Here is a 15,688-nt window from a genome sequence, read left to right as displayed (position 1 = left end):
TAAAGCCTCCCGCATCGCGACGGCAAGATTGATCGGTAGAAACCATGGCGCCAACGACGACATCGCTAGGCCATGCACCGCCTCAGCTCGTCGGCGGCTGGGAGGCTGGGCTACTGATATTTCTCGCCCTGCTCTACCTCGGCGGGGCTCTCGTCAATCCGGCCTTTTTTGGGTCTACGGAGGCTCTTCACGCACTTTTTCGCGATACATCCCGCGTCGGGATCATCGCGGTCGGCATGACCTTTGTCATCGCCAATAAGGATCTCGATCTTTCTGTCGGCTCCACTTACGGCCTGATCGCCGTAGTTTTTGCCAGGCTGTTCGCATCGAACGTTCTCGACTTCGGCGTCATCGGGTCCGCGATCTTCTGTTTGCTGCTTGGCACAGCAATTGGCCTCCTCAACGGCATCCTTGTAACGATCCTCAGAGTGCCTGCCTTCATCGCAACGCTGACGATGCTTTTCATCGGTCGCGGCTTCGTTCTCGCGCTTACACACGGTCAGGCAATCTACTATTCCGGCAAGGCGAAAGACTATCCGTTCTTCTTTCATCTCGGAGAGATCAACGCCCTCGGTTTCAATAACCAGATCGCGATCTTCCTCGTGGTCGCTGTTGTCGGTGCCTATGTGCTTGCGAAGACCCGCTGGGGCTATGAGACCTTCGCGACCGGCGGCAACGAGCAGGCCGCGGCCTATGCGGGCATCAATACGCGGTGGGTGCGCATTCGCGCCTATCTGCTCTCGTCACTTTGTGCGACGCTTTCTGCTCTCCTGGCAGCGGCGCAGGACAAGGGTGTCACTCCTCTTTACGGCGTCAGTTGGGAACTTACCGTTATCGCATCTGTCGTCATCGGCGGTGCATCGATCCTCGGCGGGCGTGGGCGGGTGTTCGGGTCTTGCCTTGGCGCCGCAGTCGTTGTGCTGATCGACAAGGTGTTGCGTGAAGGCTGGCCGATCACGCGGACCGTCGTTATCGATGGAGAGAACGTTGCCGTGGGCGCCAGGTTCACCTTGCCTGCCGGTGCCGTACTGGTTTTCCTGGGCCTGCTTCTTGTCACGGCCGTTCTTATCGAGCCCTTCCTCATTCGACGCCAGATCGCTGCCCGGTTCTGGGCCTGGCTCCGCAGCCAACCGCCGCCGCCGGCCTACGAGACCGGCGGCGTGGCCCTGGAAGGTGTCCAGACCAAAGGGGCGATGGCGACCGACCTGGCGCTCTCGGCCACGGGGCTCGGTAAATTCCTCGCGCGGCGTGACGCGCTGGCCATCATCCTGACTATGGTACTCTGGCTGACCGGCCTGGCGCTGAGGCCGGACTACTGGTGGAACCTGCCCAACACCTTTGCGATCCTGCTGAACTACACGGAACTGGCCCTGATCACCGTCGGGCTTACCTATGTCATTGCTGCCGGGGATATCGATCTCTCCGTCGGGGCCGTGCTTGCGCTTGCCGGCAGCACCGCCGCCTATTTCCTGAAGGTACTGGGCGCCGATCCACTCACCGCGGTGGCAATGGGCCTGCTTGCCGGGACAGCTGCTGGCCTCGTCAATGCCGTCGTCACGGTCGGCTTCAAGCTGCCGGCCTTCATCGCTACGCTCGGCATGTTCTACATTGCCAGAGGCCTCGCCGCCTGGTTTGTCGCCGGCCAGCAACTGACCGGCTGGCCCGAAGGCTACAATCTACTTGGCCGCAAACTGAACGACGTTCTCCTGCATTTCGGCCTTTTGCTGCCGTCGGGCATCATCCGCACGCTAGCCGAGGTCGTCAGCATACAGACGATCTTCATGTTCTTCGTTGCCCTCGTCGCCGGCATCGTGCTCGCCTACACACCATTTGGACTGAAGGTCTGCGCCGCTGGCGGCAACGTCCGCGCAGCCGCTTACGCCGGCATCAACACCAACCGCGTGCGTTTCATCTCGCTGATGCTGGCAGCGCTCTGCGCGACCATGGCCGGCATTATCAACGTTGCTTACTTTCGTAGCTTCAACCCGGTTGCCGGCCAGTTCCGAGAGCTTGATGCCATTGCCTCCGTCATCATCGGCGGCGGATCGATCTTCGGCGGTTACGGCACGATGATCGGCTCACTTGCCGGTGCGGCCGTGATCACGCTCGTTCGCGCGCTCCTGCAGCTCAATGTCCAGGGCTTCAGCATGCCGCAGCACTGGATCAATGTCTTCATTGGGGTCATCCTCATCGTGGCAGTGCTGATCGACATTTGGGTGCGCCAGGCCAATCTCTTCGCGCGCCTGCGGGCCCGTTTCGCGGCGGCTGTCCCAACCGGAGAACGCCTCCATGGCTGACGCGCAGCCCTTACAGCCGATCGTGGAAATGCGGGGCATCGAAAAGGCGTTCGGCGCCGTGCAAGCACTCCGCAAGGTCGATCTCGTACTCTATCCCGGCGAGATCCTCGGCCTGGTCGGGGACAATTCGGCCGGCAAGTCGACGCTGATGAAGATCCTAACCGGCGCCTATCAGCGCGATTCCGGCGAAATCCTGGTTGCCGGGCAACCAGTATACTTCAAGAGCCCGCACGAGAGCCGCGACGCAGGAATCGAGATGATCTATCAGGACTTCGCGCTCTGCGGGAACATGGATGTCGGCCAGAACATCTTTCTTGGCCGCTGGCCGCTCAGGGGCCCGTTCGTCGACCGGCGGAAGATGTATGCCGAGGCGGACAGCGTTCTGAAACGGCTCAAGGTCGACGTGAATTCCGTCTATCAGAAGGTCGAGAGCCTGTCGGGTGGCCGACAGCAATCCGTGGCGATCGCCCGCGCGATCTCATTTGAGCCGCGCGTCGTGATCCTCGACGAGCCGACTGCCAACCTTTCGGTAATGGCCACCGAGCGGCTGCTGGAAACCATGCTGGAGCTGAAGAAGCAAGGCGTTGCCCAGATCATTATCTCGCATCGTCTGGTCGACATTTTTGCCGTCGGCGATCGCGTCATGGTTCTCAAGCGCGGCGAGTATGTGGGCGACCGCTACGTCAAGAACACGGACGAGCACGAGGTCCTGGAGATCATTGTCTCCGGCACAAGGGAGAGTGCGCGGACCGCCGATGAGGCAAGAAGCACCGATCGGTCGCCGACGTCCTGACGCCTATTGTTTCAAACTGAGGGATCCGTCTGCAACGGAATAGGAGGCAAGCTTCTTGAGGAAACTCATCCCGACAAGGGTGGAGGAAAGGGCTTCATCCTTCAGGACGAAGGCCTCCACATCGCGAACGCGAATACCGCCGATTTCGACCCGATCCAGCATCACGTGCGCAGCCTTTGTGGTGCCGTTGGCGGTGTTGACCGAGTAGCGGAAATCAAGCTGGTTGCCGGTAAAGCCGAGCCGTCGGGCGAAGCTCTCGTTGAGAGCGACATAAGTTGCACCGGTGTCGATCAGACCCTGCACCTGTCGACCGTTGATTCTGAAGTCTCCGGAATAGTGTCCCTGGGCATCGGCCTGCAGGCGCATTGTGCCGCCATTGGCGGTCGCGGCAGGCAGCTCTTCGGCGGCGCCGGTGACGAAGTTGGCCGACGTGACCGTTTCGCTGCTACGCTTTCCCACGAGGGTGGGTATCTGTGTTGCAAGCACCGCAGCGACGCTTGCAAAAATGACGGTACGCACGAGCATCGGGACAGAAATCCTTCCTGTATAAACCCCGCGTCATGCGTGGCCATGCTTACAGGTGCTACGCCATAATTGCTGACAAGTTGCTAATGCCGGCAAAGCAAATGGCCCGGCAAGCTTGTCCGGGCCATCAACTGCATCGATTGGGTAAACGGATTGTGAATTATTTCGTGCCGTACATGCGATCGCCGGCATCACCGAGGCCGGGCACGATGTAGCCCTTCTCGTTCAGATGGCTGTCGATCGAGGCCGTAAATACGGGAACATCCGGATGCGCTTCACGGAAGTTCCTGATGCCCTCGGGTGCGGCCAGAAGGCAGAGGAAGCGGATGTTGCGCGCGCCCCGCTCCTTGAGCTTGTCGATCGCGGCAATCGAGGAATTGCCGGTGGCAAGCATGGGATCGACGACGATGATCAGGCGCTCGGCGACATCCTCCGGCGCCTTGAAGTAATATTCGACAGGCTGCAGCGTTTCGTGGTCGCGGTAGACGCCGATATGCGACACGCGCGCCGACGGCACGAGATCCAGCATGCCTTCGAGAAGACCGTTGCCGGCGCGCAGGATCGAGGCGAAGACAAGCTTCTTGCCTTCGAGGATCGGCGATTCCATCGTCTGCAGGGGCGTCTCGATGGTCTCCATCGTAAGCTCCAGATCGCGGGTCACTTCGTAGCAGAGCAGCGTCGAGATTTCGCGCAGGAGCCGACGGAAACTTCCGGTCGATGTCTCCTTGCGCCGCATGATCGTGAGTTTGTGCTGCACAAGCGGGTGATCGATGACCGTTACGCCGTCCATGGCCGAGCCCTTTCCATCGTTGTTCTTATCGGATGTTTCTTCCATGGAAATTGCCTTCACCGCAAGAGCGGAGGCCATTTTGCAACGCCGATCCCCAGGGCGGGTCGATCACATCCGGGCAAAAAGCGCTTGGCGTGTCGCCTCGTCGACGAAGGCTGCCGCAATACCGGTTCGCGTCATCTCATCAATTGCGGCGTCGCTGAAGCCAAAGGCATCGGCGGCCAGCTCGTATTCACGCTTCAGCGACGTGTGAAAGAACGGCGGGTCATCCGAACTGATCGTCACGCGTACGCCGGCTTCTTTTAGTTTTCGCAGCGGGTGCAATGAGAAATCCGGAAAGACCTTCAGCGCGATATTGGAGCCGGGACACACTTCCAGCACCGTTCCGAGATCAGCGAGCCGCTTGACAAGATCCATGTCCTCGATTGCTCGCACGCCATGACCGACGCGCGAGGGCCGGACGATGTCGAGCGCATCGGCGACGCTGAAGGCTCCGCACACTTCGCCCGCGTGGATGGTGAGGCCAAGCCCCGCATCGCGTGCGATGTCAAACGCACGCGCGTAGTCGGCAACCCGCCCCATCCGTTCCTCGCCGGCGAGATTGAAGCCGGTAATAAGGGGATTCTTTGCCTTGGCCGCGTACTCGGCGGCGCCAATGACGCTTTCCGGGCCGAAATGACGCTCTCCTGTAACAATCAAGCGCGCTTCGATGCCACATTTTGCCTTGGCACGGAGAATACCTTCGCACACACCCTCGATGTAAGCATCGGCACCAAGCCCGATCCGCTTGCCGTGATCAGGAGATACGATCAGCTCGCTGTAGATCGTTCCGATCGCGGCGAGCTCCTCAAGATAGGTCTCCGTCAGCAACGCATAGTCCTCCTCAGTCTTGTAGACCTCGGAGACCTTGTCGTAGCATTCCAGAAAACTTGCGAAATCATGCCAGACATACGTACCATCGGCCAGGTAACGGCCGATGTCGATGTTGTATTTCCGGGCCTGCGCCAAGGTCAGCGCCGGTGGCGCTGCCCCTTCCAGGTGGCAATGCAACTCGACCTTCTTCAAATGCGATGTCATAGAAAACTTCTCCCATGCGCCCCCATCGGGATGCGCAAATGGCGGGCGATCGTCTCGCCGATGTCCGCGTAAGTGGCGCGTATGCCGATATCGCGAGAACGCAGTCCTGGCCCGTAGGCAATGATCGGTACGCGCTCGCGTGTATGATCCGTGCCACGCCACGTCGGGTCGCAGCCGTGATCGGCAGTCAGGATGACGAGGTCGCCAGGCTTCAGCTTGCCGCCAACTTCCGGCAGCCTGGCGTCAAAGGCCTCGAGTGCTGCGGCATAGCCCGCTACATCCCGACGATGGCCATAGACCATGTCGAAATCGACAAAGTTTGTGAAAACCAGGTCGCCATCCTCGGCAGTATCCATGGCCGCAAGGCTGGCGTCCATCAACGCTTCATTGCCATTCGCCTTGACCACCCGGGATACCCCCTTATGCGCAAAGATATCACCGATCTTGCCAATGGCATGGACCTTGCGGCCTTCCTTGACCAACCGGTCAAGCAGTGTCGGCTCCGGCGGCGGCACTGAAAAATCGCGCCGGTTTCCGGTCCGCTGAAACTTGGAAGCGGTTTCCCCGACAAATGGCCGGGCGATAACGCGGCCGATGTTATAGTGGTCCAGCAGGGCGCGGGCGATCGTGCAGAAGGTCATCAGCCTGTCGAGGCCGAAATGCGTCTCGTGTGCGGCAACCTGGAAGACGGAGTCGGACGAGGTGTAGCAGATCGGTTTCCCGGTCCGGATATGCTCTTCGCCAAGCCGGGCAATGATATCAGTGCCGGAGGCGTGGCAATTGCCGAGAATCCCCGGAACCTCGGCCGCCCTGCAGAGCGCCTCGACGAGTGGCTGTGGGAAGGCGTCGCCTTCAGTCGGAAAATAACCCCAGTCGAAAGTCACCGGCGTCCCCGCGATCTCCCAATGGCCGGACGGAGTATCCTTGCCGCGCGAGACTTCGATCGCTGAGCCGAACATCGCGTAGACCTTCTCCGGCACCGGCATCCCGGCCGGGAAGCGGCCAGACGCCGCCTTCGCGAGATGGACCAGACCAAGAGCCGACATGTTCGGAAGCTGCAGGGGGCCGGAGCGCAACCCCTCGCGATCACCAGCACCTACCGCACAGAATTCCGCGATGTGTCCCAGCGTATCGGCGCCCTCGTCACCATAGGCAGCCGCATCCGGTGCCCCGCCGACACCAAACGAATCCAGAACAAAAAGAAAGGCTCGCGCCATGCTCCACCCAGCGACAGAAATTCGTCGGCCCGCCCATCGCGGTCCGCTCCGCAAGCCTTATAACGGCAGAGCGGACTTGGCAAACGAGCTCGGGGCGTCAGCAATCGCTGCAGGCAACGGAGCTGTCCACACGGGGGAGATAGAAGTAACTGCGGCTGATGGTGATCGTGCTGTCATTCGGCACCAGGTTGGGTGCAAATAGGAACAGCTTATAAGGGATGCTCAGTTCGGTCCGAACCAGAAAGATATCGGCCTTCTTCATATCGGTCGGCACCGTCGTGGCGGAATTCACGACGTAGGGACGACTGCCATCCTGCGCCCATGACCATGCCACCGTCGGATTTGCGGCACTGTCGAGAGAAATTCCGGTGATCTTGATCGTAAGGCCGGTCGAACCATATGGCACGAACACTGCGGAGGCGACCGAGGGCATATCGGCAAGCCACGACTTGGTTACGCTTTTCTGCTGCGTCACGATATCCGTGATCATGCCGGCTGCGCGGCTTGCCCGCTTGCTCATGCTGAGGCCGATCGTGATCTCGAACGCACCGATGTAGAGCATCACCAGGATCGGGAACAGGATGGCGAACTCGATCGCGCCGACGCCCTGCCGGTCGCCGGTGAAGCGTCTTGCGAGTTGATGAAGCCGGATCAGTACGCCACGACCTGCCATTATGGGTACTGCTCATTCTGGAACGCCGTCGTGGCGACCATCAGAAAATATGATGACGACCCATCGGTCGGGCGGACGTTCGTGATGTAAGGCCTGATCAGGTCGGTTATGACCTGCCAGCGGTAATAGGCGCGGACCATGTTGATCGTCCCGGAGCCTCCCGGCAGATATTTGAAGTCCGATGTCTTGATGTCCGCATAGGTGTCGGTCGACGTTCTGGGTATGGTGGCCGGAATAGCCGCAAATGTGGAGAAGTTCTGGACGTCGATGAAGAGCTTGCTGGGAGTGGCCACTTCCGTTGAAGAGCATGCGATCAGGATCGAAATCTCATTACATAACGCCGTTCTGAACGCCGTCACATCCGTGTTTGCCGGCGTGATCTGTCCGGTTCGCATCTTGCGGCTCATGGTATCGACCGCATTGGACAAGAGTTCCTCGCCTGCAAAGGCGACGAATGTCTCGATGATCGCAAAGACCACCATGAAATAGGGTATGGCAAGGAGCGCGAATTCGATAGCGGCCGCCCCGTCACGGGAGCGCGCAAAGGCGGTTAATCGCAGCCCTTTCCGCTTATGGCGGCGGGAGGCTGCGTCCGCGACTTGATCCACTTCCTTCATGGCATGCATCCGGGGACAGCGACGACTACACCTTTGTAAGGCGCGATCGTTGATTTTCCGTTTCAAGCCGGATCAGAAGTTTAACGGAAGGCTGACGAACGAGAGATGGCGGCTGACTATTGAGCTGCCGCCGCAGCTTCGGTTCCTTGCTGGCTATGCTGTTCGCAATTGGGCGTGCAGGAAAGGACCGAGCGCTCCGTTTGTCGAAACACACGGACGGTGTTTGCTTCGTCGATCGACACCAGGATGCTTTCGTCCAGAATTGCATTGCCGTCGACGTCGAGCAGCACAAGGTTGGTTGTTCCGAAGCTGCGTCCGGTCAGCACGATCGTTTTTGCATCGGCGACGGTCGCATCCGCAACCTTGGCATTGCCGACGATCACCTTGCTCACAGGGCGATCGAGCTTCAGAACGCGCGCCTGGTCCATATAGACCCGCAGAACATCCTGCTGCGCGAGCGCGGATTCGCTAAAGCCGACGGCGGCAAGAAAGCTGGCCAGGATAATCCTCTTGCCACTCGGCAACATTTTGATTCTCTCTCAAGAGTTACGGCGATTTTACGAAACAGCATGAGAAAAATTGGTGAATGAAGCTTTAATTCCATTTCTGTTGCGTCCGCAATCCTGATTTGGCGCGCCATTTGGAGACAACCTTTGCATAAACGGAGGCCTATTTGGGCGCCATTTTGAACTATCGGCGGGACACTCCCAAGTTTCCCTAGTCTCAACTACGAAACGGCACACGAGCTTTTTCCTAAAATTCTAAACAATGACGCAAGCGGATACTTACCGTTCTCAAGTGTTGGTCGTCGTTTACGAAGCAGTAACTCTACTCTTTAAGTTGATGGAAATAGGGCCGCGCTAAATTGTGGCAATCCGATCAACGGCAACAGTTGGCGGACGTGCTGAACATCAACTGGAGTTAGGAGTTACCATGACCAAGCTTGTTAGCCGTTTTCTGAAGGACGAATCCGGCGCGACCGCAATTGAATACGGCCTGATCGCAGCGCTGATCTCCGTCGCGCTCATCACCGGCGCAACTGCACTGGGCAGCAAACTGAACATCATGTTCAACAACCTGTCCAACACGATCAGCAGCAAGACGCCGACCTGATTGACCGTACTAGGTACGCATTTTGTTCTTAGGGGCTCACGGACCAATGGCACCGTGAGCCTTTTTTTTGCAGGAGATACTGAGCATGACCGCGGCCACAGTTTTCTTGATTTTCCCGCTCTGCCTGACTATCGCAGCGTTGTCGGATCTTTTGACAATGACAATCCCGAACAGGGTCTCGGTCATTCTTGTTGCCGCATTTTTTCCTATCGTATTGTCAATGGGTTTGCCACTTGCCGCGATCGGCGCGCACGTGGCTGCAGGCGCCGCTGTCTTCGCCGCCTGTTTTGCACTCTTCGCGTTGAACGTGATGGGTGGCGGCGACGCGAAGCTGTTAACTGCTGTCTCACTATGGTTCGGCCTCAACTCTTCTCTCTTCGAATTCCTTGTCTATGTCAGCTTGATCGGTGGCGCCGCGACGCTGCTGATCCTCATGATCCGCGCACAAGCCAACTTGATCCTTGCCGTCGGATTGCCGGTGCCAAACTCTATTCTCATGGCCAAGAAGATCCCCTATGGCATTGCGATCGCGATCGGCGGGTTTATGGCCTTTCCCTCTTCGCCGCTTTTCCTGGCAGCACTTAAAGGACTGAAGTAACGGCAAGTTAATTCTCAGTTAACCTAAACTCGAAGCCTTTCATTAACCATAATTATACCAATTGCGGGCCATTCTCCGGGGCGAATAGCGCGAATCCCCGAGGAACGTTCGATGAAACCCGCCCGCCTTATGATACTTGGAGTGGCCGTCGTGGCAGCCGGCCTTGCCGGTGTGCTGGCGATGAGCCTCGCGGGCCGTGGTTCCGTCGTCACCCAGGTTCAGTCGGTCGTCGAGAAGGAGCCGACTGTCAACGTGCTCGTCTCCAGCGCCAATCTGCCGGTCGGCGCCAGATTGGATGACAAAGCGGTTCACTGGATGGGATGGCCGCAGAGTGGCGTCGTCCAGGGCTTTATCACCGAATCCGACAAGCCCGATGCTCTGAAAGACATGCAGGGCGCCGTCGTTCGCCTTCCGATCTTCGAGGGCGAACCGATCCGCGCGGAAAAGATTGCCGACTCGAACAGCCGCATCATGTCCTCGCTGCTGCCCTCCGGGAAACGTGCAGTCGCAACCGAAATCTCGGTTGCGACAGGTGCCGGCGGCTTCATCCTGCCGAACGACCGCGTCGACGTCATCATGGTCCGCAAGTCCAAGGAAGCCGACAAATATCTGACCGAGACCGTGCTCAGCAATGTGCGCGTGCTCGCGATCGACCAGCAGATCCAGGAAAAGGAAGATGGCTCCAAAGCCGTGGTCGGCACCACGGCAACGCTGGAGCTGACCCCCGACCAGACCAAGGTACTGGCCGTTGCCCAGCAAATGGCCGACCGGCTGTCGTTGGCATTGCGCTCCGTCGCCGACGCTGAGGAGCAGGATACCAGCGCCGCGGACTACCTGCTCAGCGGCGACAACGGCAACGCCCTCGTCCAAGTCATCAAATCAGGCTCTATCGTTACAGACAGCAGCAGCGCGCCGAAGGCTGAGTAAAGGAAATGGGAATGGGCAATCTGAAGCGCCATATGAAGCCCTTGACGGCAGGGTGCTTGTCCTTTGCGATCGGGTTTACCGGCGCTGTGCCGGGCGCTTTCGCCCCGGTCTTCGGCCCGAGTGCAGCATGGGCCAATTCCGACGGTATGGTGACGATAACCCAGACGGGTCCCGGCGCCCATCGCAGCTTGAAACTCGGCTTGAAGAAGGCGATCGTCGTCGATCTACCCGTCGATGCCCACGATATCCTCGTGTCGGACCCTTCCATGGCCGATGCAGTCACTCGTAGCTCGCGGCGTATCTATCTCTTCGGCAAGACCGTAGGGCAGACGAACATTTTCATTTTCGGCGCCGACGGCCAGCAGATCGTCAGTCTAGATATCGCGATCGAGCGCGACGTCGCGGGCCTGGAAGCTAATTTGCGGCGCTTCATCCCCGACTCCTGCATCAAGGTCGAGATCGTCTCGGACAATATCGTGCTAACGGGTACGGTTCGCACACCGCAGGATGCAGCCCAGGCCGCGGATCTGGCACAAGTGTTCTTGAAAGGCGGCGAGGCCACGACACGTACGGAAACCGCGACCGGTTCCGGCGGAGACAGCTCCGTGGCACTGTTTGCCGAAGGTCGCCAGGTTTCGCAGGTGGTCAACCTTCTGCAGATCCAAGGCGAAGATCAGGTGACGTTGAAGGTCACCATCGCCGAAGTTCGTCGTGAGGTTTTGAAGCAGCTCGGCTTCGACAATCTGGTTTCGAATTCGGGGGGTCTTTCGGTCGCCCAGCTGGGCTCCCCTAGCGCTGATAGCGCTACCGCGGTCGTGGGCGGCGGTCTCGCCGCCCTCTTCAAGAGCTCGATCGGCAAATACGACATTTCGACCTATCTGAACGCACTTGAGCAGGCCAAGGTGGTCAAGACGCTGGCGGAGCCGACCCTGACTGCCATTTCCGGCCAGGCAGCAACCTTCAATTCCGGCGGCCAAGTGCTCTATTCGACGACCGATAGTGACGGCAACGTCACGATCGTTCCCTATAACTACGGCATCAATCTCGCCTTCAAGCCTGTCGTGCTTTCCTCGGGCCGCATCAGCCTGGAGATCAAGACGAACGTCTCGGAGCCCGCACCTTCGGTGTCCGGATCGACGCCAACCTATCAACGCCGCTCTGCGGAGACCTCCGTCGAGCTTCCCTCCGGCGGCTCGATCGCGCTTGCCGGCCTGATCCGCGACAACGTTTCGCAGACTTCGAATGGTACGCCCGGGGTCAACAAGATCCCGCTGCTTGGCACGCTGTTCCGGCAGCGCACGGTCGAGCGCGACGAAACCGAGCTGGTGATCATCGCAACGCCCTATCTCGTGCGCCCGGTTGCTCGCAATCAGCTCAACCGTCCGGACGACAACTTCAGCCCGGAAAACGATGCTTCGGCTTTCCTGCTCAATCGCGTCAACAAGGTTTACGGCGGCCGCGAAACGCCCGTTGCCGACGCCCAATTCCATGGCTCCATCGGGTTCATCTACAAATGACCGCGGCAGAATCAACAATGGCCCAACACAGAGATCAGCAGATGGCCCACAAACAGCGCACTGTGCATGAAACTCGCCTTTCGAGATCACTGCTGAGCGTAGTCGCCGTGGCGGCCGCGCTTCTTTCCGGCTGCGCCTCCCACGACGAACTGACGACCGGCGGCATTCCCGACGATTATCGTCAGCGCCACCCGATCGTGGTTGCCGAAGCCGAGCAGTCGGTCGATATCCCTGTCGCTTCGACGGACCGCCGCCTCAACATCGCCCAGCGCGACATGATCCGTGGCTTCGCGCAGAACTACACCTCGAGGGCCACCGGACCGGTCTACTTGCTGACGCCCGAAGGGTCGCCCAATGCAGCAGCCGCCCGCCAGCTGCGCGGCCAGGTGCGCGCCGAACTGTCGGCCCGCGGCATCGCGAGCTCCAAGATCGTCAACAGCACCTACGCGGCCAACGGTGCTGGAGACGCGGCTCCGATCCGCCTGACCTTCGTCGGAACGACGGCGATGACCTCGCAGTGCGGTCAGTGGCCGAGAGACATGATCAACGATTTCAACAACCAGAATTACTACAATTTCGGCTGCGCAACGCAAAACAACCTGGCCGCCCAGATAGCGAACCCTGAAGACCTGATTGCGCCTCGCGGCATGACCCCGATCGATGCGACCCGTCGTAACGCCGCGATTAAAGAGTATCGCGAAACGACAAGCACGATCGAAGACCTCAGCAGCAGCTCCAGCACCTTCTGATCAGTTTAGGACCGAACGATGAGTACAGTCGAATACGAGATCAAGAATACGACGGAGCTGCGCTACGCCGAGGATGCCATTCGCATGGCCGAACTCGAGAACATGCGCCCACTTCCTCGCATCTCGGTCCACGCCTTCTGCGAGAGCGAAGAATTGCAGCGGGTCATGGAGCGCTGCAGCCATGACCGCCGTATGTCCAAGGTCGGCTTGCGGATCACCAGCGGCGGCATTGCGGCCGCCGCGAACATGTTTACGACAGCACCAACGCCAAATCTGATCATTCTCGAAACCAAGGCGGGAGCTGCGAGCCTGCTCAGCGAGCTGGCGCCGCTTGCCGCCGTTTGCGACCCTTCCACCAAGGTCATCATCGTCGGCTACTACAACGACATCCCGCTTTACCGCGAACTCGTACGCAATGGGATTTCCGAATATATGGTCCAGCCCGTCGCCATGCCGGACATCATGGCGGCAATGGCGACGATCTTCGTTGACCCGGATGCGGAACCGCTTGGCCGCAGCATCGCCTTCATCGGCGCCAAGGGCGGCGTCGGCGCCTCGACGATCGCCCACAATTGCGCTTTCGGCATCTCCAACCTGTTTTCGACCGAAACGATCCTGGCCGATCTCGATCTGCCCTATGGCACGGCCAATATCGACTTTGACCAGGACCCGACCCAGGGTATCGCCGAGGCCGTCTATGCGCCCGACCGTCTGGATGAAGTATTTCTCGATCGCTTGCTGACGAAGTGTTCCGAGCACCTGTCGCTGCTTGCGGCCCCTTCCCTTCTCGACCGCGCCTATGATTTCGAACCACAGGCATTCCAGCCTGTCCTCGATGTCCTTCAGCGCAACGCGCCTATCACTGTCCTCGACGTGCCGCACGCCTGGTCGGAGTGGACGCGATCCGTGCTAGGTAGTGTCGACGAGGTCGTCATCTGCGCGTCCCCCGATCTTGCCAACCTGCGCAACGCCAAGAACATGATGGACGCACTCAGAAAGATGCGGCCCAACGACAAGATGCCACATCTCATCCTTAACCAGGTCGGCATGCCGAAACGGCCGGAGATCAGCCCGTCCGATTTCTGCGAACCGCTGGAAACCGACCCGATCGCAATCATCCCCTTTGATGCCAACCTCTTCGGCAATGCGGCCAATAGCGGCCGCATGATTTCGGAAATGGATGCAAAGTCGCCAACGGCGGAAACATTCTCGCAGATATCGCACATCGTGACCGGGCGGATTGCCCTCAAGAAAGCACGCAAGGGCAGATTGCTGGGCCTGCTGAAGCGCAAGTGACGCCCGCCAAGATCGGATTGGAATAAGGCATGTTCGGAAAACGCGGAAACGAGGGTTTTGGCAAGGCGGGCGGCACGACCGCGCCGCCTCCGCCGGTTCAGCAGCCCTCTCCGTCTGCCCCTGCGGTTCTGGTCGAACCGCAGCGTGAGCCTTCGCGCCAGCAGGTTTCGCCGCCACCGATGCAGACGCCTCAGCGCAAGCGCCCAACCCGTACGGACGAATACTACGACACGAAAGCGCAAGTCTTTTCCGCGCTAATCGATACGATCGATCTTTCGCAGCTTGCCAAGCTCGACGGAGAAAGTGCGCGCGAAGAAATCCGCGACATCGTCAACGACATCATCACGATCAAGAACTTCGCGATGTCGATCTCCGAGCAGGAAGAACTGCTCGAAGATATCTGTAACGATGTTCTCGGCTACGGTCCGCTCGAGCCACTGCTGGCCAGAGACGACATCGCCGACATCATGGTCAACGGTGCCGGTCAGACCTTCATCGAGGTCGGCGGCAAGACCATCGAATCCGAAATCCGCTTCCGCGACAATTCGCAGCTGCTGTCGATCTGCCAGCGTATCGTTAGCCAGGTTGGCCGTCGCGTCGACGAATCAAGCCCAATCTGCGACGCCCGTCTGCCCGACGGTTCTCGTGTCAACGTCATCGCGCCGCCGCTCGCCATCGACGGACCGGCACTCACGATCCGCAAGTTCAAGAAGGACAAGCTGAACCTCGAGCAGCTCGTTCGCTTCGGCGCCATCACGCCGGAAGGTGCGACGCTGCTCCAGATCATCGGCCGCGTCCGCTGCAACGTCGTCATTTCGGGCGGCACCGGCTCGGGCAAGACGACGCTGCTCAACTGCCTCACCCGCTACATCGACACAGACGAGCGCGTCATCACCTGCGAAGACACGGCCGAACTGCAGCTGCAGCAGCCGCATGTGGTGCGCCTGGAAACCCGCCCACCAAACATCGAAGGCGAAGGCGAGATCACCATGCGCGATCTCGTCAAGAACTGCCTACGCATGCGACCGGAACGGATCATCGTCGGCGAAGTGCGCGGACCGGAGGTTTTTGACCTGCTGCAAGCAATGAACACCGGTCACGACGGCTCCATGGGCACGATCCACTCAAACTCGCCACGCGAATGCCTCAGCCGTATCGAGTCGATGATCGCAATGGGCGGTTTCACGCTGCCGGCAAAGACCGTGCGCGAAATCATCTCGGGTTCGATCGATATCATCGTCCAGGCGGCGCGCCTGCGCGATGGATCGCGTCGCATCACGCAGATTACCGAAGTGATCGGGATGGAAGGCGACGTCATCATCACCCAGGACCTGATGCGCTACGAAATCGAGGGCGAAGACGCGTCCGGCCGCCTGATCGGAAGGCACAAGTCGACCGGCATCGGCAAGCCGCATTTCTGGGACCGCGCACGCTACTTCAACGAAGAAAAGCGCCTTGCCGCCGCCCTCGACGAAATGGAAGCCAAGTCTAAGGATTAG

At 59.5% G+C, this 15,688-nt stretch carries 16 protein-coding genes; 9 read left to right on the top strand and 7 right to left on the bottom strand.

Annotated elements, in window-relative coordinates:
- The first annotated feature begins 44 nt into the window (after positions 1–44).
- Together ATY80_RS02995 and ATY80_RS02990 are read left to right on the top strand one after the other, a co-directional pair.
- Positions 45–2,297 carry an ABC transporter permease gene (locus ATY80_RS02995; protein ID WP_088690979.1) on the top strand — a complete coding sequence of 751 codons (2,253 nt, stop codon included), beginning with the start codon at positions 45–47 and terminating at the stop codon, positions 2,295–2,297.
- Positions 2,290–3,090, top strand: coding sequence for an ATP-binding cassette domain-containing protein (locus tag ATY80_RS02990; protein ID WP_088690978.1), 801 nt, complete (start codon positions 2,290–2,292; stop codon positions 3,088–3,090). The genes ATY80_RS02995 and ATY80_RS02990 overlap by 8 nt, the downstream gene beginning before the upstream one ends.
- A 3-nt stretch (positions 3,091–3,093) precedes the next feature.
- On the opposite strand, the gene ATY80_RS02985 is transcribed toward ATY80_RS02990, so the two are convergent.
- The 7 genes from ATY80_RS02985 to ATY80_RS02955 all read right to left on the bottom strand — a co-directional run bounded on the left by ATY80_RS02985 (position 3,094) and on the right by ATY80_RS02955 (position 8,516).
- Complete coding sequence (locus ATY80_RS02985) at positions 3,094–3,615, bottom strand: TIGR02281 family clan AA aspartic protease (protein ID WP_088690977.1); 522 nt, start codon at positions 3,613–3,615, stop codon at positions 3,094–3,096.
- A gap of 160 nt (positions 3,616–3,775) precedes the next feature.
- Positions 3,776–4,405 (bottom strand): uracil phosphoribosyltransferase, encoded by a 630-nt coding sequence (upp, locus tag ATY80_RS02980; RefSeq protein WP_007529134.1) that lies wholly within the window; start codon positions 4,403–4,405, stop codon positions 3,776–3,778.
- A gap of 108 nt (positions 4,406–4,513) precedes the next feature.
- Positions 4,514–5,482, bottom strand: a complete 969-nt coding sequence (locus ATY80_RS02975) for an adenosine deaminase (RefSeq protein ID WP_088690976.1) — start codon at positions 5,480–5,482, stop codon at positions 4,514–4,516.
- Positions 5,479–6,699, bottom strand: a complete 1,221-nt coding sequence (locus tag ATY80_RS02970) for a phosphopentomutase (RefSeq protein ID WP_088690975.1) — start codon at positions 6,697–6,699, stop codon at positions 5,479–5,481. Before ATY80_RS02970 ends, ATY80_RS02975 begins: the two co-directional genes overlap by 4 nt.
- Positions 6,700–6,796: 97 nt before the next feature.
- Positions 6,797–7,372 carry a TadE/TadG family type IV pilus assembly protein gene (locus ATY80_RS02965; protein ID WP_088690974.1) on the bottom strand — a complete coding sequence of 192 codons (576 nt, stop codon included), beginning with the start codon at positions 7,370–7,372 and terminating at the stop codon, positions 6,797–6,799.
- Entirely contained in the window at positions 7,372–7,989 is a 618-nt protein-coding gene (locus ATY80_RS02960) for a TadE/TadG family type IV pilus assembly protein (RefSeq protein WP_088690973.1), read from the bottom strand. Before ATY80_RS02960 ends, ATY80_RS02965 begins: the two co-directional genes overlap by 1 nt.
- 116 nt (positions 7,990–8,105) lie before the next feature.
- The gene (locus ATY80_RS02955) at positions 8,106–8,516 is read right to left on the bottom strand and encodes a pilus assembly protein N-terminal domain-containing protein (protein WP_088690972.1); all 411 of its coding nucleotides are present in this window, start codon (positions 8,514–8,516) and stop codon (positions 8,106–8,108) included.
- A gap of 406 nt (positions 8,517–8,922) precedes the next feature.
- Between ATY80_RS02955 and ATY80_RS02950 the strand changes: the two genes are divergently transcribed.
- From ATY80_RS02950 to ATY80_RS02920, 7 genes are all read left to right on the top strand, one after another.
- Entirely contained in the window at positions 8,923–9,102 is a 180-nt protein-coding gene (locus ATY80_RS02950; RefSeq protein WP_088690971.1) for a Flp family type IVb pilin, read from the top strand.
- A gap of 85 nt (positions 9,103–9,187) precedes the next feature.
- A complete protein-coding gene (locus ATY80_RS02945; RefSeq protein ID WP_088690970.1) occupies positions 9,188–9,700 on the top strand; it encodes a prepilin peptidase in 513 nt (170 codons plus the stop codon).
- A 111-nt stretch (positions 9,701–9,811) separates the two neighbouring features.
- A complete protein-coding gene (gene cpaB, locus ATY80_RS02940; RefSeq protein ID WP_088690969.1) occupies positions 9,812–10,627 on the top strand; it encodes a Flp pilus assembly protein CpaB in 816 nt (271 codons plus the stop codon).
- A gap of 5 nt (positions 10,628–10,632) precedes the next feature.
- Complete coding sequence (locus tag ATY80_RS02935) at positions 10,633–12,144, top strand: type II and III secretion system protein family protein (RefSeq protein ID WP_189637070.1); 1,512 nt, start codon at positions 10,633–10,635, stop codon at positions 12,142–12,144.
- Complete coding sequence (locus ATY80_RS02930; protein ID WP_088690967.1) at positions 12,141–12,893, top strand: CpaD family pilus assembly protein; 753 nt, start codon at positions 12,141–12,143, stop codon at positions 12,891–12,893. Before ATY80_RS02935 ends, ATY80_RS02930 begins: the two co-directional genes overlap by 4 nt.
- An 18-nt stretch (positions 12,894–12,911) precedes the next feature.
- Positions 12,912–14,189: a CtpF protein gene (locus ATY80_RS02925; protein ID WP_088690966.1), complete on the top strand. Its 1,278-nt coding sequence runs from the start codon at positions 12,912–12,914 to the stop codon at positions 14,187–14,189.
- Between the two features lie 29 nt (positions 14,190–14,218).
- Positions 14,219–15,688: a CpaF family protein gene (locus ATY80_RS02920; protein WP_088690965.1), complete on the top strand. Its 1,470-nt coding sequence runs from the start codon at positions 14,219–14,221 to the stop codon at positions 15,686–15,688.

The organism is Rhizobium sp. R711, from assembly GCF_002211365.1.
GTDB lineage: Bacteria > Pseudomonadota > Alphaproteobacteria > Rhizobiales > Rhizobiaceae > Rhizobium.
The sequence above is the reverse complement of the archived record's forward strand: the minus strand, read 5'-3'. Positions and strand labels throughout refer to the sequence as shown.

Excerpts from the sequence above, each read along its gene's own strand:
- cpaB (WP_088690969.1), top strand. The coding sequence starts at position 9,812 with ATGAAACCCGCCCGCCTTATGATACTTGGAGTGGCCGTCGTGGCAGCC.
- ATY80_RS02990 (WP_088690978.1), top strand. The coding sequence starts at position 2,290 with ATGGCTGACGCGCAGCCCTTACAGCCGATCGTGGAAATGCGGGGCATC.
- ATY80_RS02955 (WP_088690972.1), bottom strand. The coding sequence starts at position 8,516 with ATGTTGCCGAGTGGCAAGAGGATTATCCTGGCCAGCTTTCTTGCCGCC.
- ATY80_RS02960 (WP_088690973.1), bottom strand. The coding sequence starts at position 7,989 with ATGAAGGAAGTGGATCAAGTCGCGGACGCAGCCTCCCGCCGCCATAAG.
- upp (WP_007529134.1), bottom strand. The coding sequence starts at position 4,405 with ATGGACGGCGTAACGGTCATCGATCACCCGCTTGTGCAGCACAAACTC.
- ATY80_RS02920 (WP_088690965.1), top strand. The coding sequence starts at position 14,219 with ATGTTCGGAAAACGCGGAAACGAGGGTTTTGGCAAGGCGGGCGGCACG.
- ATY80_RS02925 (WP_088690966.1), top strand. The coding sequence starts at position 12,912 with ATGAGTACAGTCGAATACGAGATCAAGAATACGACGGAGCTGCGCTAC.
- ATY80_RS02950 (WP_088690971.1), top strand. The coding sequence starts at position 8,923 with ATGACCAAGCTTGTTAGCCGTTTTCTGAAGGACGAATCCGGCGCGACC.
- ATY80_RS02985 (WP_088690977.1), bottom strand. The coding sequence starts at position 3,615 with ATGCTCGTGCGTACCGTCATTTTTGCAAGCGTCGCTGCGGTGCTTGCA.
- ATY80_RS02970 (WP_088690975.1), bottom strand. The coding sequence starts at position 6,699 with ATGGCGCGAGCCTTTCTTTTTGTTCTGGATTCGTTTGGTGTCGGCGGG.
- ATY80_RS02930 (WP_088690967.1), top strand. The coding sequence starts at position 12,141 with ATGACCGCGGCAGAATCAACAATGGCCCAACACAGAGATCAGCAGATG.
- ATY80_RS02965 (WP_088690974.1), bottom strand. The coding sequence starts at position 7,372 with ATGGCAGGTCGTGGCGTACTGATCCGGCTTCATCAACTCGCAAGACGC.
- ATY80_RS02935 (WP_189637070.1), top strand. The coding sequence starts at position 10,633 with ATGGGAATGGGCAATCTGAAGCGCCATATGAAGCCCTTGACGGCAGGG.
- ATY80_RS02995 (WP_088690979.1), top strand. The coding sequence starts at position 45 with ATGGCGCCAACGACGACATCGCTAGGCCATGCACCGCCTCAGCTCGTC.
- ATY80_RS02945 (WP_088690970.1), top strand. The coding sequence starts at position 9,188 with ATGACCGCGGCCACAGTTTTCTTGATTTTCCCGCTCTGCCTGACTATC.
- ATY80_RS02975 (WP_088690976.1), bottom strand. The coding sequence starts at position 5,482 with ATGACATCGCATTTGAAGAAGGTCGAGTTGCATTGCCACCTGGAAGGG.